At 64.4% G+C, this 23,414-nt stretch carries 22 protein-coding genes, 4 tRNA genes and 1 pseudogene; 5 read left to right on the forward strand and 22 right to left on the reverse strand.

The genetic code is table 11. The features are described from left to right. Positions 1 to 71 precede the first annotated feature (71 nt). The 15 genes from rplL to hisN form a co-directional block, all read right to left on the reverse strand. Entirely contained in the window at positions 72 to 452 is a 381-nt protein-coding gene (gene rplL / locus HV766_RS17520; protein WP_042795892.1) for a 50S ribosomal protein L7/L12, read from the reverse strand. An 81-nt stretch (positions 453 to 533) separates the two neighbouring features. After that, positions 534 to 1,058: a 50S ribosomal protein L10 gene (rplJ, locus tag HV766_RS17525; protein ID WP_054459366.1), complete on the reverse strand. Its 525-nt coding sequence runs from the start codon at positions 1,056 to 1,058 to the stop codon at positions 534 to 536. 249 nt (positions 1,059 to 1,307) lie between these two features. Next, positions 1,308 to 2,006 carry a 50S ribosomal protein L1 gene (gene rplA / locus HV766_RS17530; RefSeq protein WP_054459364.1) on the reverse strand — a complete coding sequence of 233 codons (699 nt, stop codon included), beginning with the start codon at positions 2,004 to 2,006 and terminating at the stop codon, positions 1,308 to 1,310. Positions 2,007 to 2,008: 2 nt separating this feature from the next. Further along, positions 2,009 to 2,440, reverse strand: a complete 432-nt coding sequence (rplK, locus tag HV766_RS17535) for a 50S ribosomal protein L11 (protein WP_006389587.1) — start codon at positions 2,438 to 2,440, stop codon at positions 2,009 to 2,011. Between the two features lie 66 nt (positions 2,441 to 2,506). Continuing rightward, on the reverse strand, positions 2,507 to 3,040 hold the full coding sequence (gene nusG, locus HV766_RS17540) for a transcription termination/antitermination protein NusG (RefSeq protein WP_006389586.1): 534 nt from the start codon (positions 3,038 to 3,040) through the stop codon (positions 2,507 to 2,509). A 9-nt stretch (positions 3,041 to 3,049) separates the two neighbouring features. After that, positions 3,050 to 3,430, reverse strand: coding sequence for a preprotein translocase subunit SecE (gene secE, locus HV766_RS17545; protein WP_054459362.1), 381 nt, complete (start codon positions 3,428 to 3,430; stop codon positions 3,050 to 3,052). Positions 3,431 to 3,494: 64 nt separating this feature from the next. Further along, positions 3,495 to 3,570 (reverse strand) — tRNA-Trp (locus HV766_RS17550). Between the two features lie 132 nt (positions 3,571 to 3,702). Continuing rightward, positions 3,703 to 4,893: an elongation factor Tu gene (gene tuf, locus HV766_RS17555; RefSeq protein ID WP_119449751.1), complete on the reverse strand. Its 1,191-nt coding sequence runs from the start codon at positions 4,891 to 4,893 to the stop codon at positions 3,703 to 3,705. A gap of 51 nt (positions 4,894 to 4,944) precedes the next feature. Next, positions 4,945 to 5,019: transfer RNA gene (locus HV766_RS17560), tRNA-Thr, on the reverse strand. Between the two features lie 10 nt (positions 5,020 to 5,029). After that, positions 5,030 to 5,103 (reverse strand) — tRNA-Gly (locus HV766_RS17565). Positions 5,104 to 5,250: 147 nt separating this feature from the next. Then, positions 5,251 to 5,337: transfer RNA gene (locus tag HV766_RS17570), tRNA-Tyr, on the reverse strand. Between the two features lie 113 nt (positions 5,338 to 5,450). Continuing rightward, a complete protein-coding gene (locus HV766_RS17575) occupies positions 5,451 to 6,614 on the reverse strand; it encodes an iron-containing alcohol dehydrogenase (protein ID WP_175181596.1) in 1,164 nt (387 codons plus the stop codon). 24 nt (positions 6,615 to 6,638) lie between these two features. Beyond that, positions 6,639 to 8,027 (reverse strand): aldehyde dehydrogenase family protein, encoded by a 1,389-nt coding sequence (locus HV766_RS17580; RefSeq protein ID WP_125470759.1) that lies wholly within the window; start codon positions 8,025 to 8,027, stop codon positions 6,639 to 6,641. A gap of 31 nt (positions 8,028 to 8,058) precedes the next feature. Then, entirely contained in the window at positions 8,059 to 9,444 is a 1,386-nt protein-coding gene (locus HV766_RS17585; RefSeq protein WP_054455860.1) for a glutamine synthetase family protein, read from the reverse strand. A gap of 57 nt (positions 9,445 to 9,501) precedes the next feature. Further along, positions 9,502 to 10,308, reverse strand: coding sequence for a histidinol-phosphatase (hisN, locus tag HV766_RS17590; RefSeq protein ID WP_119449756.1), 807 nt, complete (start codon positions 10,306 to 10,308; stop codon positions 9,502 to 9,504). 194 nt (positions 10,309 to 10,502) lie between these two features. Here hisN and HV766_RS17595 point away from each other — a divergent pair, with 194 nt between their 5' ends. Genes HV766_RS17595 through HV766_RS17610 form a run of 4 tightly spaced genes read left to right on the forward strand, consistent with a single transcriptional unit; the run spans position 10,503 to position 15,060 of the window. Further along, the gene (locus HV766_RS17595; RefSeq protein WP_119449757.1) at positions 10,503 to 11,510 is read left to right on the forward strand and encodes an ABC transporter substrate-binding protein; all 1,008 of its coding nucleotides are present in this window, start codon (positions 10,503 to 10,505) and stop codon (positions 11,508 to 11,510) included. Between the two features lie 49 nt (positions 11,511 to 11,559). Continuing rightward, the gene (locus HV766_RS17600) at positions 11,560 to 12,567 is read left to right on the forward strand and encodes an ABC transporter ATP-binding protein (protein WP_175181597.1); all 1,008 of its coding nucleotides are present in this window, start codon (positions 11,560 to 11,562) and stop codon (positions 12,565 to 12,567) included. Positions 12,568 to 12,598: 31 nt separating this feature from the next. Beyond that, a complete protein-coding gene (locus HV766_RS17605) occupies positions 12,599 to 14,281 on the forward strand; it encodes an ABC transporter permease subunit (RefSeq protein WP_175181598.1) in 1,683 nt (560 codons plus the stop codon). A 17-nt stretch (positions 14,282 to 14,298) separates the two neighbouring features. Beyond that, positions 14,299 to 15,060 (forward strand): DeoR/GlpR family DNA-binding transcription regulator, encoded by a 762-nt coding sequence (locus HV766_RS17610; protein ID WP_054455856.1) that lies wholly within the window; start codon positions 14,299 to 14,301, stop codon positions 15,058 to 15,060. A gap of 19 nt (positions 15,061 to 15,079) precedes the next feature. Here the strand turns inward: HV766_RS17610 and HV766_RS17615 are convergent, their stop codons facing one another. The 4 genes and pseudogenes from HV766_RS17615 to HV766_RS17630 all read right to left on the reverse strand — a co-directional run bounded on the left by HV766_RS17615 (position 15,080) and on the right by HV766_RS17630 (position 19,615). Then, entirely contained in the window at positions 15,080 to 16,081 is a 1,002-nt protein-coding gene (locus HV766_RS17615) for a Bug family tripartite tricarboxylate transporter substrate binding protein (RefSeq protein ID WP_175181599.1), read from the reverse strand. Between the two features lie 163 nt (positions 16,082 to 16,244). Beyond that, positions 16,245 to 17,843 (reverse strand): rhodanese-like domain-containing protein, encoded by a 1,599-nt coding sequence (locus tag HV766_RS17620; RefSeq protein ID WP_175181666.1) that lies wholly within the window; start codon positions 17,841 to 17,843, stop codon positions 16,245 to 16,247. A 42-nt stretch (positions 17,844 to 17,885) separates the two neighbouring features. Further along, a pseudogene (gene metC, locus HV766_RS17625) lies at positions 17,886 to 19,025 on the reverse strand (cystathionine beta-lyase); the annotation flags it as partial. A gap of 2 nt (positions 19,026 to 19,027) precedes the next feature. Beyond that, positions 19,028 to 19,615: a cysteine dioxygenase family protein gene (locus HV766_RS17630; RefSeq protein ID WP_175181600.1), complete on the reverse strand. Its 588-nt coding sequence runs from the start codon at positions 19,613 to 19,615 to the stop codon at positions 19,028 to 19,030. A 116-nt stretch (positions 19,616 to 19,731) separates the two neighbouring features. Between HV766_RS17630 and HV766_RS17635 the strand changes: the two genes are divergently transcribed. Then, on the forward strand, positions 19,732 to 20,664 hold the full coding sequence (locus tag HV766_RS17635; RefSeq protein ID WP_175181601.1) for a LysR substrate-binding domain-containing protein: 933 nt from the start codon (positions 19,732 to 19,734) through the stop codon (positions 20,662 to 20,664). Here the strand turns inward: HV766_RS17635 and HV766_RS17640 are convergent. The 3 genes from HV766_RS17640 to HV766_RS17650 are packed head-to-tail and all read right to left on the reverse strand — an operon-like array spanning position 20,618 to position 23,409. Next, positions 20,618 to 21,622 (reverse strand): asparaginase, encoded by a 1,005-nt coding sequence (locus HV766_RS17640; protein WP_054455849.1) that lies wholly within the window; start codon positions 21,620 to 21,622, stop codon positions 20,618 to 20,620. The two genes, HV766_RS17635 and HV766_RS17640, sit on opposite strands and share 47 nt — an antisense overlap. Beyond that, the gene (locus tag HV766_RS17645; protein ID WP_054455848.1) at positions 21,615 to 22,541 is read right to left on the reverse strand and encodes a ParB/RepB/Spo0J family partition protein; all 927 of its coding nucleotides are present in this window, start codon (positions 22,539 to 22,541) and stop codon (positions 21,615 to 21,617) included. The genes HV766_RS17640 and HV766_RS17645 overlap by 8 nt, the downstream gene beginning before the upstream one ends. A gap of 43 nt (positions 22,542 to 22,584) precedes the next feature. After that, on the reverse strand, positions 22,585 to 23,409 hold the full coding sequence (locus HV766_RS17650; RefSeq protein WP_119449764.1) for a GNAT family N-acetyltransferase: 825 nt from the start codon (positions 23,407 to 23,409) through the stop codon (positions 22,585 to 22,587). Between the last annotated feature and the right edge of the window lie 5 nt (positions 23,410 to 23,414).

Genomic DNA, 23,414 nt, shown 5'->3' on the forward strand with positions numbered 1-23,414 from the left:
AGGGGTTTCCTGGAAACGCAAAAGCCCGGGGACTGCAAACTGCGCTGTCCCCGGGCAAATTGACGCAGGTCTTACTTGACTTCGACCTTGGCGCCAGCTTCTTCCAGCTTCTTCTTGGCGGCTTCGGCGTCAGCCTTGGCCACAGCTTCCTTGACGGGCTTCGGAGCGCCGTCGACCAGGTCCTTGGCTTCCTTCAGACCCAGACCGGTCAGCTCGCGCACGGCCTTGATGACGCTAACCTTGTTGGCGCCGGCGTCGGTCAGGACGACGGTGAACTCGGTTTGCTCTTCAGCGGCGGCGGCAGCGCCACCAGCAGCGGGAGCAGCGACAGCGACAGCGGCGGCAGCAGCCGACACGCCGAACTTCTCTTCCATTTCCTTGATCAGCTCGGACAGCTCGAGCACGGTCATGCCAGCGATGGCGTCAAGGATTTCAGCTTTGTTAAGTGCCATTTTTCAGAACTCCAAATATTTTGGTAATGCCAGGGTTTGGGTGTCGCTCGGTCGTTCAGCGAATTCCGGACAGCAGGGCGATTAAGCCGCTGCCTTCTGGTCGCGCACGGCGGCGAGGCCACGGGCGAACTTGGTCGGAACTTCGTTGAGCGTACGCACGAATTGCGCGATGGGGGCTTGCATGGTGCCCAGCAGCTTCGACAGCAACTCTTCGCGCGAGGGCATGGTGGCCAGGGCCTTCACGCCTTCTTGGTTCAACAGGCTGTTGGGCAGCGAGCCCGCCTTGATGACCAGCTTGTCGTTGCTTTTCGCGAAACCTGCGAGGACCTTGGCCGCCGCGACCGGATCAGCGCTGATGCCATAGATCAGCGGACCGGTCAGTTGCTCAGCCAACGGCTCGAAAGCCGTGCCGGCAACAGCACGACGGGCCAGCGAGTTCTTCAGAACACGCAGATACACGCCCGATTCACGCGCAGTTTTGCGCAGTACGGTGACAGAGGCGACGTCCAGACCACGGTACTCAGCGATAACAATCGATTGGGCCTTGGCGACTTCCGCCGAGACTTCCTCGATCACCACCGCTTTCTCTTGACGATTGAGACTCACGGTTTGAACACTCCATCAAAAGACGCCTGGGGCCTGAGCCTTGCGCGTCAACCGAATGCGGCGCCTGGTCGAGTTCTTCGTGTAAAGAAATCTTCCTGGGGACGCCGTCTACGCTGGATCCGAACCTTACGGGCTTCGGTATTAAGCGGAGGGGTCCGGTACTGCTTGAACCACCCTGCTCCAGCGGTCTTTGACAGCAACATCCGGAGGAATCCGGATGCAGCCCAAAGTACGTTTACAGCTATCGGCTTAGTTGGCCGACAGCGAGGCAATTTCCACGCGCGCACCGCCGCCCATCGTGGACGAAACGGCCAGCTTGCGCAGGTAAATGCCCTTGGCAGCTGCGGGACGAGCCTTTTGCAGGGCGTCGACCAGAGCGGCCAGGTTGGTTTGCAGCTGTTCCACGCCGAACGACGCGCGGCCGATCGTTGCGTGGATGATGCCAGCCTTGTCGGTGCGGTACTGAACCTGACCGGCCTTGGCGTTCTTGACAGCGGTAGCGACGTCCGGGGTCACGGTGCCGACCTTCGGGTTCGGCATCAGGCCACGGGGGCCCAGGATCTGACCCAGGGCACCCACGACACGCATCGTGTCGGGCGAGGCGATGACCACGTCGAAGTCCATTTGACCGGCCTTGATCTGGTCAGCCAGGTCGTCCAGACCGACGATGTCGGCGCCAGCGGCCTTGGCGGCTTCAGCCTTGTCGCCTTGGGCGAACACGGCCACGCGAACCGACTTGCCGGTGCCGGCGGGCAGAACGACCGAGCCGCGAACCAGTTGGTCCGACTTCTTCGGGTCGATGCCGAGCTGCACGGCCACGTCAATGGATTCATTGAACTTGGCGACGGCGGTTTCCTTGACCAGGGTCAGGGCTTCAGCGACCGGATACAGCTTGGTGCGGTCGATCTTCTGCGCAATGGCGGCGGCGCGCTTGGACAGTTTTGCCATGATTAGATCCCCTCAACCGTGATGCCCATGCTGCGGGCGCTGCCAGCGATCGTACGCACGGCGGCGTCCAGATCAGCGGCGGTCAGATCGGGGCCCTTGGCCTTGGCGATCTCTTCAGCTTGAGCGCGGGTCAGCGTGCCGACCTTGTCGGTATGCGGCTTGGACGAACCCTTTTGCACGCCGGCGGCCTTCTTGATGAGGACCGTCGCGGGCGGGGTCTTCATGATGAAGGTGAAGCTCTTGTCGGCGAAGGCGGTGATCACCACCGGAATCGGCAGACCAGGCTCCATGCCTTGGGTCTTGGCGTTGAACGCCTTGCAGAATTCCATGATGTTCAGGCCACGCTGACCCAGGGCCGGGCCAATCGGGGGGGAGGGGTTAGCCTTACCAGCCGGCACTTGCAGCTTGATAAAGCCGACGATCTTCTTCGCCATGCTTTGCTCCTTGCGGGTTATATCGCTCCTGGGCGTTCAGGCCTGGGAGCTCCCCGGGGGTTGAAATTAGGTCTTTTCGACCTGACTGAAATCGAGTTCGACGGGCGTGGCGCGACCAAAAATGGTGACAGACACGCGCACCTTGCTCTTTTCGTAATTGACTTCTTCGACGTTGCCGTTGAAGTCTGCAAACGGACCTTCCTTGACCCGAACCATCTCGCCCACTTCGAACAGGATCTTGGGACGGGGTTTCTCGACGCCCTCTTCCATCTGGGAGAGGATCTTCTCGACTTCCTTTTCGGAAATCGGGGTCGGACGGTTGCCCGAGCCACCCAAAAACCCGGTGACGCGGTTGGTGTTCTTGACCAGGTGCCACGTTTCGTCGGTCAGGTCCATTTCAACCAGGACATAACCGGGGAAAATGCGGCGCTCGGTGATCGACTTCTGGCCACCCTTGACCTCGACGACTTCCTCGGAGGGCACAAGAATGCGGCCAAAAGACGTTTGCAGGCCCGCGCGCTCGATGCGCTCGTTCAGGGCCTTGTGTACGCTTTTTTCCATGCCGGAGTACACATGGACGACATACCAACGCTTACTCATTCGCCGTCCTTATTTCCAGCCCAGCAACAGGCCGTAAAGAATCCATTCGATGCCCTTGTCGAGCACCCACATGAAAAGGCCCATGACCGCCACAAACGCGAAAACGATACCCGTCATCTGGGTCGTTTCCTTGCGCGTGGGCCACGAGACACGCTTGACTTCGTTGTAGGACTCGCTGGCGAAGCTCAGGGTGCGGCGGCCGGGTTCGCTGAACCAGGCGATCACGGCTGCGATCACTAGGCCGCCGACGAATACGCCGATACGTGCAGGCATCGGTTGCGCGCTGAGCACGGAGAACCCGACGATGCCAGCAATAACGACAAGAACCGCCAGCCCGAGCTTCACCCGGTCGGCGGTACTGGTTACGGTTTCTACGCTGGTATTAGACATATTGCGACGCGAGCCGCCGTGAATGCGTAACTCGCGATGATCTCCCGCGGGTTTATCCTGGCGGTGGCAGGGGCAGTAGGAATCGAACCTACAACCTTCGGTTTTGGAGACCGACGCTCTGCCAATTGAGCTATGCCCCTAAAACACTACACTTGCACTACACAGCTGCTTCCGCCTACATGCAACAACTTGCGGAACCATACATCATACTACTTTTACAGCAAAGATGGATAGAGGGACTTTAGAGTCCACTCTACCCATCCGGGTATTGCTTACTTCAGGATCTTGGCGACGACGCCGGCGCCGACGGTACGACCGCCTTCACGGATGGCGAAACGCAGGCCTTCTTCCATGGCGATGGGGGCCAGCAGCTTGACCGTCATGGCCACGTTGTCGCCCGGCAGAACCATTTCCTTGTCGGCCGGCAGTTCGATCGTGCCCGTCACGTCCGTCGTGCGGAAGTAGAACTGGGGACGATAGCCTTGGAAGAACGGGGTGTGACGGCCGCCTTCTTCCTTGGACAGGATGTACACCTCGGAGGTGAAGTCGGTGTGCGGGGTGATCGAGCCCGGCTTGGCCAGAACTTGGCCGCGCTGGACGTCTTCACGCTTGGTGCCGCGCAGCAGGATGCCCACGTTGTCGCCGGCTTGACCTTGGTCCAGCAGCTTGCGGAACATTTCCACGCCCGTGCAGGTCGTCTTGACCGTCGGAACGATACCGACGATTTCGAGTTCTTCGCCGACCTTGATCACGCCGCGTTCGATACGGCCGGTCACCACGGTGCCGCGACCCGAGATCGAGAACACGTCTTCAACCGGCATCAGGAACGTGCCGTCCACGGCGCGCTCGGGCGTCGGGATGTACGAATCCAGCGCAGCGGCCAGAGCCATGATGGCCTGTTCGCCCAGTTCGCCCTTGTCGCCTTCCAGCGCCAGCTTGGCCGAACCCTTCACGATCGGGGTGTCGTCGCCCGGGAAGTCGTACTTCGACAGCAGTTCGCGGACTTCCATTTCCACCAGCTCGAGCAGCTCGGCGTCGTCAACCATGTCAGCCTTGTTCAGGAAGACGATGATGTACGGCACGCCAACCTGGCGCGACAGCAGGATGTGTTCGCGGGTTTGCGGCATCGGGCCGTCAGCGGCCGACACGACCAGGATCGCGCCGTCCATTTGCGCGGCGCCCGTGATCATGTTCTTCACATAGTCAGCGTGGCCCGGGCAGTCAACGTGCGCGTAGTGACGCGCTTCCGTTTCGTACTCGACGTGAGCCGTGTTGATCGTGATGCCGCGAGCCTTTTCTTCAGGAGTCGCATCGATCTGGTCGTAGCCCTTGGCTTCGCCGCCGAACTTGTTCGACAGAACGGTCGTGATGGCCGCCGTCAACGTCGTTTTGCCGTGGTCAACGTGACCAATCGTACCCACGTTCACGTGCGGCTTGGTACGTTCAAACTTGCCTTTTGCCATGGCTGACTCCTGACCTGGATTGCGCTTCTGACTGAAGAAAAGAGGAATTAGTGGTGCCCATGGCGCGGATCGAACGCGCGACCTCTCCCTTACCAAGGGAGTGCTCTACCACTGAGCCACATGGGCAAATAAATCTTGGAGCGGGTGAAGGGAATCGAACCCTCGTCGTAAGCTTGGAAGGCTTCTGCTCTACCATTGAGCTACACCCGCGGCATACCCTTTCACCTTCTCTTTCCCAAACCTTTTCAATCCGAAGCCTTGGAAAACCTTACAACCTTCTTTGCGAAGGCTGCTCAGCTTTCTGAGCTTCACATTGTAAATCCAGGCAAACCGCGCCTGGATTTAGGAATGGGTCTCTGGTGGAGGAGGTTGGATTCGAACCAACGTAGGCGCAAGGCCAACAGATTTACAGTCTGCCCCCTTTAACCACTCGGGCACTCCTCCAGAGGAGAATTCGAGATTATGAACACTTTCAAATCCGCTGTCAAACGCTTCGGACGAAATATTCAAAATTCTTCTTCAACCACCGCAGCGTTTCCGCGCAGAGGGGGCGAAGCTTACAGGTTTCCGCGAATTGCTGCACGGAAAAGATCGGAATACTGCTCGGGCGTGTAGTTGACGGGGTTGGTGCCGGCCGAAGGATCCTCGGCCGCCATGCGCCCTATTCGTTCGGCCTGAGCCTCGTCGATGCCGATTTCGGCCAGGGTATGCGGAATGCCCACGGTCTCGCGCAGGCGCAACACCCAGTCCAGCACCGCGCCAGGGCCGGAATCCGGCAGATCCAGATAGCGCGCCAAGGCCTGCAACCGCGGCGCCACCGCGTGTTCGTTGGCTTTCAGCACATACGGCATGAGGATGGCGTTGAGCATGCCGTGATGCGCGTCGTACAGCGCGCCCAGCGGGTGCGCCAGCGCATGCATGGCGCCCAGCCCGCGCTGGAATGCCGTCGCGCCCATGCTGGACGCCACCAGCATCTGCAGGCGCGCCTGCAGGTCATCGCCATGGGCGACCGCCTGCGGCAGGTACTCCTTCACCAGGCGCATGCCTTCGATCGCGATGCCCGCCGCCATGGGATGGAAGAACGGCGAACAGTAGGCCTCCAGATTGTGCGACAGCGCGTCCATGCCCGTCGCCGCTGTGATCTTTGGCGGCAGGCCTACCGTCAGTTCGGGGTCCAGGATCACGACCGAGGGCAGCATGCGCGCATGGAAGATGATGCGCTTTACTTCAGCGGCCTCGTCGGTGATGACGGAGGCGCGCCCGACTTCGGAACCGGTGCCCGCAGTGGTCGGCACCGCCACCACCGGCGCCATGCCGGCCACCTCGACGCGCAAGTAGTTGTCGCCGATGTCCTCGAAATCCCATAGCGGCCGCGTCTGGCCCGCCATCAACGCAATGGCTTTGGCCGCGTCCAGCGCAGAACCTCCGCCGAATGCGATCACGCCGTCGTGGCCGCCCTGCTTGTAAGCACGCACGCCGTCGTCGACGTTGCGGCCCGTGGGGTTGCCTTTGATTTCGTGGAACAGGCCGCACTCCAGGCCGGCGTCACGGCAGCCCTGCACGGCGCCCGCGACCATGGGCAAGGCGGCCAGCCCGGGATCCGTCACAAGCAATGGCCGCGCCATGCCCAGCCCGCGGCACAGCGCCGGCAATTCCTTGATGCGGCCAGGGCCGGCCTTGATGGCCGTGGGATAGTTCCAATTAACGCTGGGCAAGGTCATGGTTGGTTTCCTGATGGCGCCGTGTCAGACGCTGCGCAGATGGAAGGATTTGGCTTGCGTGAGCTGTTCGTAGCCAACAACCGACAGGGACACGCCGCGGCCGGAATTCTTGACGCCGGTCCAGGCCAGCGCGGGATCCAGGTAGTCGCAGCGGTTCATGAAAAAGGTTCCCGTGCGGACCTGGCGACCGATATGCAAGGCCGCTTCCTCGTCCTGCGTGAAGGCCGCCGCCGTCAGGCCATAGGGACTGTCGTTCATCAGACCGATGGCTTCCTCGTCGCTGTCTACCGCCATGATTCCGACGGCCGGCCCGAAGCATTCATCGCTCATGATGCGCATGCGGTGATCGACCTGCGTGAGCAACGCCGGCGCGACATAAGGCGAGCCTATGCTCGCTTCCTTGAAATGCGAGCTATCAATCATATTCCTGGCGCCCGCCGAAACCGCTTCGTCGATGATGGCCCGGATCTCGGCGGCGGCCTTGGCGCGCACGACCGGACCCAAGGTAGTGTCGGCGTGCAGCGGATTCCCCAGGACATAGCCGCGCGTCAACTCGACGGCGCGATCGACGAATTCATCGTATCTGGTGCGCGCCACGTAGATGCGCTGGATGCCGCAGCAGGACTGGCCCGAATTGAAGTACGCGCCGTCCACCAGGGTTTCGACCGCGTGTTCGATCTTGGCGTCGGCCCGCACATAGGCCGGATCATTGCCGCCTAGCTCCAGGCCCATGCCGATAAAGCGCCCCGCCGCGCTTTCCTCGACCGCATGCCCTCCGCGCACGGACCCGGTGAACGACACGTAGCCGACCTCCGGCGCGCGGATCAGCCGGTGCACGATGTCGTGGTTGGCATGCAGATACTGGAATACGCCTTTGGGCGCCCCGACCTCGCGGAACGCGCGTTCGATAAATTCCGCGCACAAGGGCGTCTGGTCGGAATGCTTGAGGATGACCGTATTGCCCGCCATCAGAGCGGGCACGATGCTGTTCACGGCCGTCAGCAAGGGGTAGTTCCACGGCGCGATGGTCAACGCGACACCTATCGGCTCGCGGCTGATGAAGCGTGTGAAACCGGTTTGCTCCGGTACCTGGATGGGCGCCAGCGCCTCGCCCGCGATGGCGATCATGTGACGGGCGCGCGCCTCAAAGCCTGCCACTTCGCCCGGCGTGTAGCGCAATGGCCGTCCCATCTGGATGGTGATGGCGCGCGCGATCTCTTCCTTGGCGGCAACGAAGCGGTCGACGGCCGCGGACACGATGCGCCCCCGCTCCTGCACGCCCAGCGCCTGCCACGCGCCCTGCGCGGCTTGGGCGTCAGCGAGTGCCTGCGCGATCTGCGCCTCGCTGGCATAAGGTCGGCGCACGACCTCGCGCCCGTCGATGGGACTGATGGTGATGAGTTCCTGGGTCATGTCTGCCCTGCGCAAGCGATGTGGTTTGGATTCAGATGATTTCGAAGTAGCGCGCCAGTTCCCAATCGGTCACGTGGCGGCGGAACTGCCGTTCTTCCCATTCGCGCGTGGCGGCGTAGTGTTCGACGAAGGCATCGCCGAACAGATGCCGCGCGGCCTCGGATTCGCGCAGCCGCTGCGCGGATTCCCACAGCGTGGTGGGCAGGCGCAGATGCGCTGGAAACTGCTGCGTGTAGGCATTGCCCTGCACCATCGGCTCGGGTTCCAGGCCCTGTTCGATGCCATACAGGCCCGACGCCAGGGCGGCGGACAAGGCCAGGTAAGGATTGGCGTCGGCTGATCCGATGCGCACCTCGACGCGCTGCGATTTGTCGCTGCCTGGAATCAGCCGCAGCGCGGTGGTACGGTTTTCCATGCCCCAGGTGGCATCCAGCGGCGCCCAGTACCCGGGCACCAGGCGCGAATAGCTGTTGATGGTCTGCGCATACAGGGCCATGAATTCCGGCAGGTAGCGCTGTACGCCGGCCATGAAGGAGGCTTGCGTCGCGCTCATGCCATGCGGCCGGGATTCGTCGTAGAAGGCGGAGCGGTTGGTCTTGTGATCGCGCAGCGACAGATGGATGTGGCCGCTCTGGCCGGGATGATCATGCGACCATTTCGCCATGAAGGTCGCCATCAGCCCGTTCTGCTGCGCCAGTGCCTTGGTGAAGGTCTTGAAGAGAAAGGCCTTGTCGCCCGCAGCCGCGGCCAGGTCCACCGCCAGGGCCGCTTCCAGCACGCCCGGCCCCGTTTCGGTGTGCAGGCCTTCGATGGGCATGTCCATGCGTTCGCACATGTCCAGCAGCTTGCGGTAGAAGTCGCCCTCGACCGTGCTGCGCAGCACCGAGTAGCCGAAATTTCCCGGCGTCCAGTTCTCCATGTTGCGGTAGTTCTTGGCGCGCACGGAATGCGGCGTTTCGCGGAACATGAAGAACTCGTACTCCAGCGCCGCATAGACGTCATAGCCCATGCCGGCGGCCCGGTCCAGCGTCCGGTGCAACAGGCGCCGCGGACAGATGGCGCCCGCGTCGCCTTCGAATTCCGCCAGGAACAGCAGCATGTCTTCGCCGCCCGGTCCCTGCTCCAGCGGCAGCCTGCGGCCGCTTTGGGGGATGATCCTGAGCTTGGCATCGGGATAGGCCGTGTGCCAACCCGTGTACTTGGTGTTGTCGTACAGCTGGTCGTCCAGATCCCAGCCGAACACCACGTCGCAAAACGCCAGCCCCGAGCGCAGCGCGCCCAGGAACTTGTCGCGCCGCAGGTATTTGCCCAGCATGACGCCATCGACGTCGGACAAGCCTACCTTGATGTGCGAGAGCTGGCTGGCTTGCACCAGCCGCTCCGCGTCTTCCACCGTTGCTACCCCTAGTGCATGCATGCTCTTTCACCTTGTGACTGAAGCGTTGCGTTGGACTGCGGGCGGGCGGCGCGGCGTTCAGGTCATGGCCGCCCCCAGCACCCGCATCGCCTGGCGATGCAGCTGCGGCGTGGCGGCCGCGACGACGCGGCCCTGCGATTCGAGACTGAGCGGCTGCCCCGACCAATCGGTAATGACGCCGCCCGCCCCTTCGATCACGGGCATCAGCGCCAGATAGTCATACGGCTGCAGGCCGGACTCGACCACCAGGTCGACGTGTCCGCTGGCCAGGAGGCCGTAGCTGTAGCAATCGCCGCCGTAGCGGCGCATGCGCGCGGCCTGCGTCAGCGCCTCGAAGGCGGCCAGTTCCGCGCCGGCAAAGATGTCGGGCGAGGTGGCGTACAGAATGGCCTGGCGCAGTTCGGCGCAAGCGCTGGCGCGACAGGCGGCGCCATTCAACTGCGCGGCCGCGCCTGCCGCACCGACCCAGCGCTCATCCAGCATGGGTATGTCGATCACCCCGAGCACGGGCTTGCCCCGATGCAGCAGCGCCAGCAGCGTGCCCCACAGCGGGTTGCCGGAAATGAAGGCGCGCGTGCCGTCGATGGGATCCAGCGACCACACGAATTCGGCTTCGGCATGCGAAGCGCCGAACTCCTCACCAAAAATGCCGTGCTCGGGATAGTGCTGGGCGATGGCCTCGCGCAGGGCAGCCTCGACTTCGCGGTCAGCCTGCGTGACCGGGCTTTCGTCCGCCTTGGTGTCCACGTCCAGCGGATGCCGGAACCACTTGCGCGACAAGGGACGCACGCGGTCCGCCAGCGTTTGGGCGAACGAGGAGTACGCGGCCAGCTGCTGCGCGGATAACGGCGGTGAAGTTTGCATCGATGAGCTCCAGGCGTGGCGCGGGAGGATGCGCCTACGCCAAAAAAACCCTTGAATACTGGTTTTTCCAGTCTAGACACGTTGCCACAAATTTGCAAACATACATAAAACTGCAACTTGCCGGATTTGTTGCAGAAGGCTGTCCAACTACGTAGCTCGCCACCGTTGCCGTGTATTCCAACCGGAGTCCCATCATGCAATGTATGAAGAAGCTTAGCCTTGTGGTTGCAGTAATTTCCCTAGGTTGGACGCAGGCTCACGCCGGCGCCATCACCGTCTACACCGCCCTCGAAGAAGACGAAATCGCGGCCTACCTGAAAGCCGCCAACGCCGCCATGCCGGACGTGAAGGTCAACGTGCTGCGGCTGTCCACCGGCGATCTGGGCGCGCGCCTGATCGCCGAGGCTTCCAACCCGCAGCAGGACGTGATCTGGGGGTTCGCCGTCAGCAACATGCTGGATCCGCGCCTGCAGAACCTGCTGGAGCCGTACGCGGCCAAAGGCATGGACGCCCTGCCCGCGCAGTACAAGGGCGCCGACCAGAAGTGGTTCGCAGCCACTGGCTACGTGGCCGCATTCTGTGTGAACACGGACAGGCTCAAGTCCAAGAACCTGCCCATGCCGACCTCCTGGGAAGACCTGACCAAGCCCGTCTACAAGGGCGAAATAGTTATCCCCAGCCCCGCGGCCTCGGGCACCGGCTATCTGCAGATCGTCGCGCTGCTGCAGGGCATGGGCAAGGAGAAAGGCTGGGCGCTGCTCAAGGACCTGGACAAGAACGTGGCGCAGTACACGCCGTCGGGCTCGCGCCCCTGCAAGATGGCGCGCGCCGGCGAGTACGCCATCGGCGTGTCCTTCGCCTTTCCCGCCATGCAATCCATAGAGGAAGGATTCCCCATCAAGATGGTGATTCCGTCCAAATGGGTGGGTTACGAGCTGGAAGCCTCGGGCCTGATGAAAACGGCCAAGAATCCCACCGACGCCAAACGTTTCCTCGATTGGACGCTATCGGCGCAGGCGGGCGGCCTGTACAGCAAGTACAAGGAACTGGTGACCATCCCCGGCGCCACGCCCAACAAGGCCGCCGAAGCCGCCGGCCTGCCCAAGGACCTGACCGCCGTGCTGTACCCCGTGGACTTCCCCAAGTCCGCCGCGGAACGGGACGCCACCATCAAGACCTGGCAGGAAACCATCAAGCGTTGACGGTGCCGCGGCCGGCGCACAGCCGGCTGCCGCCTGTCCTGGAGACGCCATGTATCTGGAATTGCGCGGAATCCGCAAGACGTTCGATGCGTCGGTAGCGCTGCAAGACATCGACCTGTCCGTGGGCGAACATGAATTCGTCTGCCTGCTCGGCCCCAGCGGCTGCGGCAAGACCACCTTGCTGCGCATCGTGGCGGGCCTGCTGCCCTTTGACCGCGGCACCATCACGCTGGGCGGGCGCGACCTGAGCGCGCTGCCGGCGCGCAAGCGCGGCTTCGGCATCGTGTTCCAGTCGTATTCTCTGTTCCCCAACATGACGGTGGCGCAGAACGTGGGTTACGGCCTGCGCATCCGCGGCGAACCGCGCGAACGCATCGGCGCGCGCGTGAAGGAACTGCTGGCGCTGATCAAGCTGCCCGAGCATGCCGAACGCTATCCGCACCAGCTGTCCGGCGGCCAGCAGCAGCGCGTTGCGCTGGCGCGCGCGCTGGCGGTGGATCCGGCGCTGATCCTGCTGGACGAACCGCTGTCCGCGCTGGACGCGCGCGTACGCACCGACATGCGCGCCGAAATCCACGACGTGCAGCGGCGCCTGAAGATCCCCACGGTAATGGTGACGCACGATCAGGAGGAAGCGCTGACGCTGGCCGACAAGATCGTGTGCATGAACGACGGCCGCATCGAACAGGTAGGCTCGCCGTCAGATCTGTACCTGCGCCCGCGCACCCGTTTCGTGGCGAACTTCGTGGGCCTGAGCAATCTGCTGCCCACCGACTGGGTACGCGAGGCCATGCCCCAGCTGATGGCGACGCGGCCCGAGGGCGCCAGCGAGCGCTACGAGGCCTGCCTGCGGCCCGAGAATCTGCGCATCGCCGCGGACGATCGCGGGCCTGGCCGCGTGCAGGACATGACGTTCATGGGCAACCTCACCCGCCTGCGCATCGCCTGGCAGGGACGCGAACTGCTGGTGGAGCAACATGGCGCCGCCGGCCTGTCGCGCGGCGCCCCCGTACGGCTGGACATGGAGCCGGGCCATTGCGCCTGGGTCAGCGTATGACGGATCGCGCCACGCACACCGGAGCCGCCGCTTGAGCGCCGCCCACGCCGGCCCGGCCATCGCGGCGCCAACCGGCCGCGCCCCCTGGTCCGCCGACCGCGTGTTGCTGTGGAGCTGCGTCGGCATCCCACTTGCCGGCCTGGCGCTGTTCTTCCTCTATCCGCTGGCGACCGTGGCGTGGCGCAGCCTGGTCGAGAAAGACGGCTCGGTCGGCCTGGGCAACTATGCCGAGGTCTTCGCCACGCGCGGCGTGCTCACTGCCACGCTCAACAGCCTGGTCATGAGCACCGCCACCACGGTGGTGAGCGTCGGGCTGGGCTTTGCCATCGCCTATGGCCTGGATCGCAGCTGCATGCGCGGCAAGGCCGCCGTGCGGCTGGCGCTGGTGCTGCCGCTGCTGGCGCCTTCGCTGGTTCAGGGCCTGGGACTCATTTTCCTGCTGGGCCGCAACGGGCTGGTACACCGCTGGACGGGCTGGGAGATCGATATCTACGGCTTCTGGGGCCTGTTGATCTCCAACGTGTTCTACGCCCTGCCCCAGGCCGTGCTGATCCTGCAGGCGGCCCTGCGCAACATGGACGCGCGCTACTACGACGCGGCCGAAGTCATGGGCGCGTCCGGCTCGCGCCAGTTCTTCGACATCACCCTGCCCAACTGCAAGTTCGGCCTCTTGAGCGCGGCCTTCGTGGTGTTCGTCATCACCATTACCGACTTCGGCAACGCCGCCGTGATCGGCGGCAACTACCGGGTGCTGGCCACGGAGATCTACAGCCAGGTATCCGGACAGATGAACTTCGGCATGGGCTCGGTGGTCGGCATCCTGCTGTTGCTGCCCTCACTGATTTCGGTGCAGATCGAACGCGTCGCCTCGCAGCGCCAGTTCGGCTCGGCCTCGCCCAGCGGATTGCGGGTCACGCCGCAGCCGGCTCGCGGACGCGATGCGGCGTTCACCGCCGGCGTGCTGCTGGCCAGCGGCACCATCATCCTGACCGTGGCCACGGTGATCTTCGCCAGCTTCATGCGGCTATGGCCCTATCGCATGGAATGGACGCTGAAGCATTACGACATCACGGTCAGCGGCGGCTACACGCCGCTCTGGACGTCCTTGTACCTTTCCCTGGCGGCGGCAGGCGGCGGCGTACTGCTGCTGTTCTTCCTGAGCTTCGGGGTGTGCCGCATTCCGCGCGCCTGGGCCAAGCTGGTCTACCTGGTCTCGGTGCTGCCGGTGGGAGTTCCTGGCCTGGTGCTGGGCTTGTCGTACATCTTCGCCTTCAACGCCCCCGGCACGCCGCTGTATGCGCTGTATGGCAGCGCCGCGCTGATCGCCTTGTGCAACTTCTACCACTACCACACGCAGGGTTTCCTGACGATGATGACCGGCATGCGCGCCGTGCCGCAGGCGCTGGAGGAGGCGGTCAGCTGCCTGGGCGGCGGCACGCTGCGGGTGCTGCGCGACGCGGTGCTGCCGCTGATCGGCCCGACCGTGCTCGGCGTGTTCTTCTTCCTGTTCATGCGGTCCATGGTGACGCTGTCAGCGGTGATCTTCCTGGTCACGCCATCCGTGAGCGTGGCGCCCGTTTCCGTCTTGCGCCTGGACGAAGCGGGGTTCGTCTCGCAGGCTGCCGCCTATTCAACCCTTATCATGCTGGTCGTGGGGGGCTCCCTGCTGGCATTGCGCGCGCTGATCGCCGCAGCCGCGCGGCGCCGGACATAGATTAGGAAACATCGGACATGTGGCAAGAAGAGCGGTATCAGAGAATCCGCGCCCTGCTGTCTTCATTGCAGCAGGTATCGACCGACCGTATCGTCGGCGAACTAGGGGTGTCGAGGGAAACAGTCAGGCGTGACCTGCTGGAACTGGAGGCCATGGGCGAATTACGCCGGGTGCACGGCGGCGCCGTGCCGGTACACAGCGAACCGCCCATCGCGGAACGCGTGCATACGCGCGTCAAATACAAGCGCGCCATCGCGCGCGCGGCCGCGGGGCTGGTATCCAGCGGACAGACCCTGTTCCTGGACGCCGGCAGCACCACCAGCGTGCTGGCCGACGAACTGGCCAAGCTGTCGGGCCTGACCGTCATCACCAACTCGTTCGACGTCGCCTTGAAGGTGGGCGCGGCCGGCAACGGCGCGAACCAACTCATCATGCTGGGCGGCTCCGTGGGCGGCCCGGTATGCGCCACGGCCGGCGACATCACAATCGCCGAGATCCACCGGTATCGCGCGGACTTGGCGCTGCTGTCTCCGGTAGGCGTGGACGCCGAATTCGGCGCCACCAATTATGACCTGCGCGAAGCCGAAGTCGCGCGCGCCATGGCGGCAAGCGCCAAGCAGCTGGTGCTGCTGGCCGACTTCAGCAAGATCGGCCTGTGCAGCCGCGTGTCGTACTGCAGCGCGGACCGCATCGACCATCTGGTCACCAACACCAGCGCGCAGAAGTCGCCCGCCTACGCCGCCTTGAAATCCGCCGTCGGCAAAATCCTGGCGGTGTAGCGCAAGCGTCGGCCACGCGTCAGTCCAGCGACACGCCCGCAGTTTTCACCATGTCGGCCCAGTACACGGTGTCTTCCTGCAGCCGCGTCTTGAATGCGGCGGGCTGGCTGCCCACCGCCCAGCTGCCGCCGCTGTTGATCTTGGCGATCACGGCGGGCGATTTCATCGCCTGCCCCACTGCTTGCGCCAGGTAGGCGATGCGCTCGGGCGGGGTGCCGGCGGGCGCGAACAGTCCGTACCAGTCATCGGCGGTAATGCCCTCCATGCCTGCCTGCTTGAGTGTGGGCGCCCCCTTGAAGATGCCGATGCTGTTCTCGTGGCTGAGCGCCAGGATGCGCAGCTTGCCGGCGGCGACCATGGGTTCGGCCGAGGCCGGTGAAGTTATCAACATGTCCACCGTGCCTCCCATGAGATCGGTGATGGCGGGCGCTGCACCGCGATACGGCACATGCACCAGTTTCACATCGGCCTTCTGCGACAGCAGCGCGCCCATCAGATGGCTCATGGTGCCGTTGCCGGGCGTCGCATAGGTGACCACGCCGGGCTGCTTGCGCGCGGCGTCCAGATAGTCGTTCAGCGTGCGGTACGCGCCCTCGCTGCGCGCCACCAGCACCAGCGGCGCGGAAGTGATCTGCGAGATGGGCGTGAAGTCCTTGACGGGATCAAAGCCCACGTTCTTGTACAGGCGCGGATTGACGGCCATGACGCTGGTCTGCGACATCACCAGGGTATAGCCATCGGGCTTGGCGCGCGCCACCTGCGCCGTGCCGACGTTGCCGCCCGCGCCCGAGCGGTTTTCCACCACCACACTCTGGCCCGTGATGGCGCCCAGTTCCTGCGCGATCAGGCGTGCGACGCCGTCATTACCGCCCCCCGGAGGAAACGGCGACACGACCGTGATGGCCTGCTTGGGATAGTCGGGTAGAGGCGCGGGCGCCTCGGCGTGGACGACGGTCCCCCACAGCAAACCGGCCAGCGCCGCGGCAGCGGCCTTGCGTATGTGCGATGCATGGTGCTTCATCTGAGTTCCCCTTGTGATTGGCGGCCGGATACTCGGCCGTCCTTTGCATTCCGGTTCGGCATGAACCGTCCGCACCCCGGCCGTGCAGGCCGGGGCGTACTTTTCGGATTGATGCGTCTGCTGTGCCGCGAGGCCGGATCAGGCGAGCGCGGCGGCTCCGGTGTCAGCGGGCCGGAAAGCGGTAGCCCGCCAGTTCGCGTTCGTCGATCTGCTTGACCAGATTGGTCTCCCAGGCCAGGTACTGGCGCGCGGCGGCCTTGTTGCCGTCGTGGCGGTCATGCACAAAAAACAGATAGTCGATGCAGTCGGCGTCGGCGGGCTCGGCCGGCGTGGACGCCAGTGCGATGCCCTGCGCGGCCCAGCCGGAGGGATCTCCGGTGTTGGCATGGATGTCGTTCACTCCCAGCGCCCGCAAGTCCTGCGCGGCCCAGGCGGCCAGGGCCGCATCCTCGGCCAGCAACACTACCGGACGCGTGGCGTCCAGGGGCAGGCTGGCGAGACGCGGGCGAATGGACCAGCGCGCGCCTGCAATATGGCTGGCGCGATAGCGCATGCTGGGACGAAGATCGATCAGCTGCGCGCCCTGCGCGCGCGCGGCTGCAAGCTGCGCATCATCCAGCAAGGGCAATTGCGGCGCCAGCGCCTTTTCCACAGGGTTGTCCAAATGCGCCTGCACGCCTTCTCGCAGCACGCTGGCGTCCCAGCCCATCTGCCGCAGCCAGCTGGCGACCACCGGCGCGCGCACGCCTTCGGCATCGAACACGACGATGCGCGCGCCGCGCACGGCCAGGTACTGGTCGGTGGCCTGGATCAACTGGCCGCCAGGCGTGTGCTGCGCACCGGGCAGCGAACCTTGGGCGTGCTCTTCGGCGCTGCGCACATCGCACAGGAAGGTGCTGCGGTTCTTGTCGCGCAACCATGCTTGCACCGCTTGCGCACTCACCGTAGGCACGCCATGGCTTTCGGCCAGTCGCGCGGAACGCTGTGCCAGCGCGGGCAGGTCTTGTGGTGCAACGCCATCGTCGTAGCGGCGGCGCGCGCCGTGTTCAAGCTGCAGATCCTCGAGGTACCAGCCTTGCGTGCCGTTCTCCAGCGCGTAGACAGGATTGGGCACGCCCAGGTTGATCAGCGTCTGCGCCCCGATGATGCTGCGTGTGCGGCCGGCGCAGTTCACCACAATGGTGGTCTGCGGATTGCTCGCCAGCGCGTGGGCGCGCAGCGCCAGTTCCCCGTTGGGGCAGCAGATGCCGCCCGGGATGCTCATCTTCTGGTATTCCGCATAAGGCCTGCCGTCCAGCACGATCAGGTCGTCGCCGCGGCGCTGGCGTTCGGCCAGGTCGCGCGCGCCGATACGCGGGGTGTGGAAAACTTCTTCGGCCAGTTCGCCGAAGGTTTTGCTGGGCACGTTCACGCCCGCGAAGACGGCATAGCCGTCGCGCTGCCATTGCGCGATGCCGCCGCTCAGGCGATGGACATTGCAGTACCCAAGCGCTGTCAGGGCCTGCGCGGCGCGCGCCACCGTGTCATCGGCGCCGCCGTTGTCGTAGAGCGCGATGCGCACATCGCGCCGCGGCGCCAGGCGCACGATATCCACCTCCAGCCGGCTGTAGGGCACGGGCGCGGCGTAGAACAGATGGCCCTCGCCATACTGGCCATGCTCGCGCACGTCCAGCAGCGCGATTTCAGCGCCATCATGCAGCCATTGCTTGAGCGTGTGCGGATCGATGTCGATGGCGGACGGGTCTTGAGTGGGGTGCATCATGGTGTTCAGCGAAGACGGAAAAAGTCGGAATAGCGCTTGTTTCAGGTCGGCGATGAGGTCGTCGGGGTCCTCCAGGCCCACATGCAGGCGCAGCATGGCGCCGCGCGGCTCGGGATCCGGCAAAGACCGCGCCGCGGCAAGATTCACCGGTATCACGAGGCTTTCGAAACCGCCCCACGATGCGCCGATGCCGAATAGCTGCAGGCTGTTGATAAGTCGCTCGACGGCGTCGACGCCGACCGCGCCGGCGAACTCCACCGTCAGGAGGCCATTCGCGCCGGTGCAATCGCGCTGCCACAACGCGTGGGAAGGATCGCCGGGCAAGGCCGGACACAGGACACGCGCCACTTCCGGACGGCTCAACAGAAAGTCCGCCACACGCAAGGCGCTGCGGGCGTGCTGCGCCATGCGCAAAGGCAGCGTGCGCATGCCGCGCAACACCAGATAGGCGTCATCGGCGCCAACGGTCTGCCCCAGATCCACGGTGGCGCGCTCCAGCGCATTCCAGGCCCGTGCATTGGAGATCACCGCGCCCATCATCACATCGGCATGTCCGCCCAGATACTTGGTGGCCGCCAGGATCGAAATGTCGGCGCCCAATGTCAGGGGTTGATGCAGCAATCCGGAGGCCCAGGTGTTATCCACAGCCAGCCAGCAATCATGCACGCGGGCCAAAGCGGCCAACGCCGGCAGATCTGGCATCTCATAAGTCAGCGAGCCCGGCGACTCCGCGTAGATCATGCGGGTTTGAGGACGGATGAGCGCTTCGATGCCCGTGCCGTCAGGCTGGTAGTACGTATACGCGATGCCCAGCCGCGCCAGATGTTCCGCGCAGAAGCGGCGCACGGGCTCGTACACCGCATCCGTGATCAGTACGTGGTCCCCGGCGCGCAAGTAAGCCAGCAGCACGGTGGCGATGGCGGCCTGGCCGGTGGGATACAGCTTGGCGCGATAGCCTTCTTCCAGCTCGACCAACGCGTCTTCGAGCGCGTGCGTGCTATCGGTGCCGCGCGCGCCGTAGGACGGCAGGCGTTCCTGGTCGCGGCGGCTGCGCGTGTCGCGCCAGGCCTGCACGCTTTCGAAGACGTAGGTGCTGGCGCGCGTGACGGGCGTATTGACCCAGCCGCGATGAGGGCGGCCGGCGCGCAGGAGGCGCGTGGCGGACCGATAGGGCTTGTCCATGATCAGCGGCGCGTCTGCACGCCGATCGGCATGACTTTGCAGGTGCCGGCTTGCAGGTCGAACGCCAGGCGTTCGGTCAGCGTTTCCAGTGCGCGGCCGTACATGTGCAGGTGGCGGATGACGCTGTCGCCCTGGATTTCCACGGCGTGGATATCGTCCGGCATCAGCGCGATGCCGGTGCCGGGGCCAACCACCACGGTGCCGGTCTTTTCGAGCCGGCCCACGCCGGGCACGGAGCCGTCGTCGCTGCGGTCATAGACGTAGTTGTATTCCACGCCTTCCACGGCCGCGATACAGGCCCAGGTCGTGTGGTTGTGTGGAACGATCTGCTTGCCGGGACGCATGACGTTCAGATAAAGCGCGTAGCTTTTGTCGGAGTCCTCGGCGATCAGGTAGCGGGCCTGGCGTTCGCCGTCTTCCGGCGCGGGATAGCGGTCGGCTGCCCACCAGTCGGTGTGGCCGGCCAAGCCGATCAACTCGTCCAGTACGGCCTGGAGACTGTCTCGGTTCAGCCCCTTATTTCCTACAGTTTTTTTAATATTTCCGATGGCGTTAGCGATGCCGGCTTGGTGAGGATGTGCGTTGCTCACTTTACGTTTTCCCTATTTTCATGAGTTATGCCATTGAATGTATCCCCCCTGCTGGCGTGGAACAATTTAAATTGCCTTAAGATTCCATTAGCGTCGCTAATACTTTCTACACACCCATGCGCAACCTGGATCTGGACCTGCTCCGCACGCTGACGGCCATCGCCCGGCACGACACCTTTTCGGAAGCCGCCAACCGCCTGCACAAGACACAGTCCGCCGTGACGCAGCAGATGCAGCGGCTGGAATCCCTTATCGGCCAGCCCTTGTTCGAAAAGCAGGGCCGCAACAAGGTGCTTTCGTCACATGGGCGGCGTCTGGTGGAATACGCCCGCCACATGCTGGCCATCAACGATGAGGCGCTGCGCGCCCTGCAGGACGGGCCGTTGGAAGGCGACCTGAAGCTGGGCGCGCCGCTGGACGTGGCGGACTCGATCCTGCCCACGCTGCTGACGCACATCGCGCGCTCGGCGCCGCGCGTGAAACTGGAAATCCGCACGGATCGCAGTCCCTTCCTGATGGACGCTCTGCGCGCCGGGGAGCTCGACCTGACGATATCCACGCGCTTCGACCAGGACTTCGAGGGCGTGGCGCTGCGCACTTCGCCCACAGTGTGGCTGGCTTCGGCCGACTACGTGCACGACATGCATGCGCCAGTGCCGCTGGTGCTTGCCGACGAACCCAGCATCTTCCGCCGGCTGGCGCTCACGGCCCTGGAACAGGCGCGTGTGCGCTGGCACACCAACTATGTGGCGCCGACGCTGGTGGGGATAAAGGCCGCGCTGCGCGCCGGCTTGGGCGTCACTGCGCGCAGCGTGGAGCTGCTGGGGCCGGAAATGCGCGTGTTGGGTGAAAAGGAAGGATTGCCGCCCTTGCCCGACGTGACGTACTTCCTGTGGATAAGGCCGGACCTGATAAATCCGCTGACACGACAGGTCTACGACATGCTCAAGACCAGCCTGGGGCTGGCTCAGCAAGGCGATGCGGCGGCCCAGCCGCCGCGCATCAATAGCGGTCGAACAGATCCTGCAGGGCAGCCGGATCGCGCGTGACGGATAGGCCCAGCATCAGCAGGATGCGGGCTTTCTGGGGGTTCAGGTCGCGCGCGGCAACAAACCCCAGACGGGCGTCATCGAGTTCGACGTCGCGCGCCACGAAGCCGCTGCCCGTGCGGCTGGACCGCACGACCGCCACACCGTTGGCCGCGGCGCGGCTCAGGCTTTCAATGGCCAGATCCGTAGCGTTGCCGTCGCCGACGCCGGCCAGCACGATGCCATCGGCGGCATCGGCCAGAAAATCGATCAGATCGCCCTGCAGGTTGGCATGGGCATAGACAACGTCCACGCGGGGCCAGCGGGCCTTTTCCAACAATGCGAGTGAAAACTCGCTTTCGGTGGTATGCGTCGTGGTGTTGCGCGAATAGAAGCATGGAACACCGCCGTGCATGACTCCGGCGCGGCCGCGATTGGGCGACGCGAACGCGCAGAGGCCGGCGCTGGCGATCTTCTGGATTTCGCGGGCGTAGTGCACATCTTCGTTCATGACGACAAGCGGCCCGCGGCCACGCGCCTCGGGATGGCGCGCCAGCGCCACCGCGTTGTACAGATTGGCCGGGCCTTCGGCGCCCAGCGCGGTGGCCGGACGCATGGCGCCCACCATCACTACGGGCTTGTCGTGGCGTATCACCAGGCTCAGGAAGTACGCCGTTTCTTCCAGCGTATCCGTGCCATGCGTGATGACGATGCCCGCCACCGAGGCGTCGCGGCTCAGCGCATCCACGCGCTCCGCCAGCGCGCGCCACACGGCGTGCGTCATGTTCTGGCTGCCAACGTTGGCGACCTGCTCGGCGCGGATCTCGGCGATGTTCGCCAGTTGCGGCACGGCGGCCAGCAAGTCATCGACGGAAAACGAGCCTGCCTTATAGCCGGCGGAGGTCGCGTCAGCCTGGGCGCCGGCGATCGTGCCGCCCGTCGCCAGTACCGCGATGACAGGCAGCGCGCGCTCAGGCATCCACTACCCCGGACAGGCCCTGGCGCTCGAGCAGGGAATTCAGGTGTTCCCAGCCATGGAAGTCGATGACGATCTGGCCCTTTTCCTTGGCGCCCACTTTCAGCGCGACGCGCGTACCCAGATGGTCGGACAGCGCCTCTTCCAGGCGGGTCAGGTCGCGCGACACGCCGTTGGCCTTCTTCTTGGGCGCGGCGGACGACTCGGTTTCCTTGGCGGTCTTGGCGACCAGCTTTTCGGCTTCACGCACCGACAGGCGACGCGCGATGATTTGATTGGCCAGCTGGATCTGCGTGGCCGCATCAACGGCGAGCAGCGCGCGGGCATGGCCCATGTCCACGTCGCCCGCCAGCAGCATGGTCTGCACGGCCGCCGCCAGGTTCAAGAGGCGCAACAGGTTGCTGGTGGCCGAACGCGAACGGCCGATTGCTTGCGCGGCCTGCTCATGCGTCAGGCCGAATTCATCCAGCAGCCGGCGCACGCCCTGCGCTTCTTCCAGCGGATTCAGGTCTTCGCGCTGGATGTTTTCAATCAACGCCATGACGGCCGCGTTCTCGTCGGCCACTTCACGCACCAGCACCGGCACTTCCTTCAGGCCCGCAATCTGCGCAGCGCGGAAGCGCCGTTCGCCGGCGATGATCTCATAGTGGCCGGGCGCGGCTTCGCCCAGTGCGCGCACAAGAATGGGTTGCATGATGCCTTGTGTGCGGATCGATTCGGCCAGTTCGCCCAAAGCGCCCTCGTCCATGCGCGTGCGCGGCTGATACTTGCCGGCGCGCATCTTCGAGACGGGCAAGGTGGACGGCGGACCCTCGGGCTTGGCGGCGGCAGCAGCCTTGCCGATGTTCTCGATGGCTGGCGCGTCGGCGCCGAGCAAGGCGTCCAGTCCGCGGCCCAATCCCTTGGGTTTCTTGGTGGCCATAATTAAATCCTCTTTCCTTCTGTTTTTGTATCCCGAGCCTGGCTCAGGCGTCCGTCTGCTCGGCGGGCAGGCGGTACCAATACGCGTAACAGTCTTTGAAACCGTAGCGGCCATACAAGGCGCGCGCGGCGGTATTCTCCGGCTCAACCTGCAAATAGGCTGTCGTGGCGCCGCCGGTGGCGCCTGTTGCCAACAAGTGTTCAATCAGGGCGGCTGCGTAGCCTTTGCGCCGCTGCCCCGGGTCCGTGACGATATCGAACAGGCCCAGCAAGTCACCGTCGCGGACAGCCAGGCCCGCGGCAACGCACTGCCCCGCCGTGTCCGTTGCCAGCACCGGCGAGATATCCACAGCCAGTCCTTGCAAGCGCGTCCGATGTTCGGCGATGTGTGCGGATTCCGAGTTGCGCATTGCCCCGACCGCCGCCGCGAAGCGCCCGGTATCGACAATATTGAAAAGCAGATCGCCCCGGACGCTGGGCCTGGGAGCGAGCGGCATGCACATGACTCGGGTCTCGTCGGTAAAGGTATAACCGCGGGACTCCAGTTCGGCGTCGAGGGAAAAATCGGGACCGATGGAGGTAATGCGCAGCACCATGGGCAAGCCATGGCGCGCATACAACGATGAACAATACGCCAGCCGCTCGTCCAACGGACGTGTGGATAACCCCAGCACATTGATACTGCGTGCGCGCTTGGCCGACGAGGGCGCGAACCGCACCAGCCAGCCATCGAAAAGCACCTGCGCGCCGACCGCGGTCGCGTTCAACGCTGCCTCTTCCAGACGCGTGCGCAGGCTGTCGCGCGCATCGATGCGCGGCGTACCGGGAACTGGCATTTCGGTCTGGGAAAAGAGCGGGACGGCGGACATGGTTG

Source organism: Achromobacter aegrifaciens, assembly GCF_902859735.1.
In the GTDB taxonomy this organism is placed as follows: Bacteria; Pseudomonadota; Gammaproteobacteria; order Burkholderiales; family Burkholderiaceae_B; genus Achromobacter; species Achromobacter aegrifaciens.

What these genes read in the sequence shown, in the direction of transcription:
- rplL (WP_042795892.1), bottom strand. Translation starts at nt 452, where the DNA reads ATGGCACTTAACAAAGCTGAAATCCTTGACGCCATCGCTGGCATGACC.
- rplA (WP_054459364.1), bottom strand. Translation starts at nt 2,006, where the DNA reads ATGGCAAAACTGTCCAAGCGCGCCGCCGCCATTGCGCAGAAGATCGAC.
- rplK (WP_006389587.1), bottom strand. Translation starts at nt 2,440, where the DNA reads ATGGCGAAGAAGATCGTCGGCTTTATCAAGCTGCAAGTGCCGGCTGGT.
- nusG (WP_006389586.1), bottom strand. Translation starts at nt 3,040, where the DNA reads ATGAGTAAGCGTTGGTATGTCGTCCATGTGTACTCCGGCATGGAAAAA.
- secE (WP_054459362.1), bottom strand. Translation starts at nt 3,430, where the DNA reads ATGTCTAATACCAGCGTAGAAACCGTAACCAGTACCGCCGACCGGGTG.
- tuf (WP_119449751.1), bottom strand. Translation starts at nt 4,893, where the DNA reads ATGGCAAAAGGCAAGTTTGAACGTACCAAGCCGCACGTGAACGTGGGT.
- HV766_RS17575 (WP_175181596.1), bottom strand. Translation starts at nt 6,614, where the DNA reads ATGACCTTGCCCAGCGTTAATTGGAACTATCCCACGGCCATCAAGGCC.
- HV766_RS17580 (WP_125470759.1), bottom strand. Translation starts at nt 8,027, where the DNA reads ATGACCCAGGAACTCATCACCATCAGTCCCATCGACGGGCGCGAGGTC.
- HV766_RS17585 (WP_054455860.1), bottom strand. Translation starts at nt 9,444, where the DNA reads ATGCATGCACTAGGGGTAGCAACGGTGGAAGACGCGGAGCGGCTGGTG.
- hisN (WP_119449756.1), bottom strand. Translation starts at nt 10,308, where the DNA reads ATGCAAACTTCACCGCCGTTATCCGCGCAGCAGCTGGCCGCGTACTCC.
- HV766_RS17595 (WP_119449757.1), top strand. Translation starts at nt 10,503, where the DNA reads ATGCAATGTATGAAGAAGCTTAGCCTTGTGGTTGCAGTAATTTCCCTA.
- HV766_RS17600 (WP_175181597.1), top strand. Translation starts at nt 11,560, where the DNA reads ATGTATCTGGAATTGCGCGGAATCCGCAAGACGTTCGATGCGTCGGTA.
- HV766_RS17610 (WP_054455856.1), top strand. Translation starts at nt 14,299, where the DNA reads ATGTGGCAAGAAGAGCGGTATCAGAGAATCCGCGCCCTGCTGTCTTCA.
- HV766_RS17615 (WP_175181599.1), bottom strand. Translation starts at nt 16,081, where the DNA reads ATGAAGCACCATGCATCGCACATACGCAAGGCCGCTGCCGCGGCGCTG.
- HV766_RS17620 (WP_175181666.1), bottom strand. Translation starts at nt 17,843, where the DNA reads ATGATGCACCCCACTCAAGACCCGTCCGCCATCGACATCGATCCGCAC.
- HV766_RS17635 (WP_175181601.1), top strand. Translation starts at nt 19,732, where the DNA reads ATGCGCAACCTGGATCTGGACCTGCTCCGCACGCTGACGGCCATCGCC.
- HV766_RS17640 (WP_054455849.1), bottom strand. Translation starts at nt 21,622, where the DNA reads ATGCCTGAGCGCGCGCTGCCTGTCATCGCGGTACTGGCGACGGGCGGC.
- HV766_RS17645 (WP_054455848.1), bottom strand. Translation starts at nt 22,541, where the DNA reads ATGGCCACCAAGAAACCCAAGGGATTGGGCCGCGGACTGGACGCCTTG.
- HV766_RS17650 (WP_119449764.1), bottom strand. Translation starts at nt 23,409, where the DNA reads ATGTCCGCCGTCCCGCTCTTTTCCCAGACCGAAATGCCAGTTCCCGGT.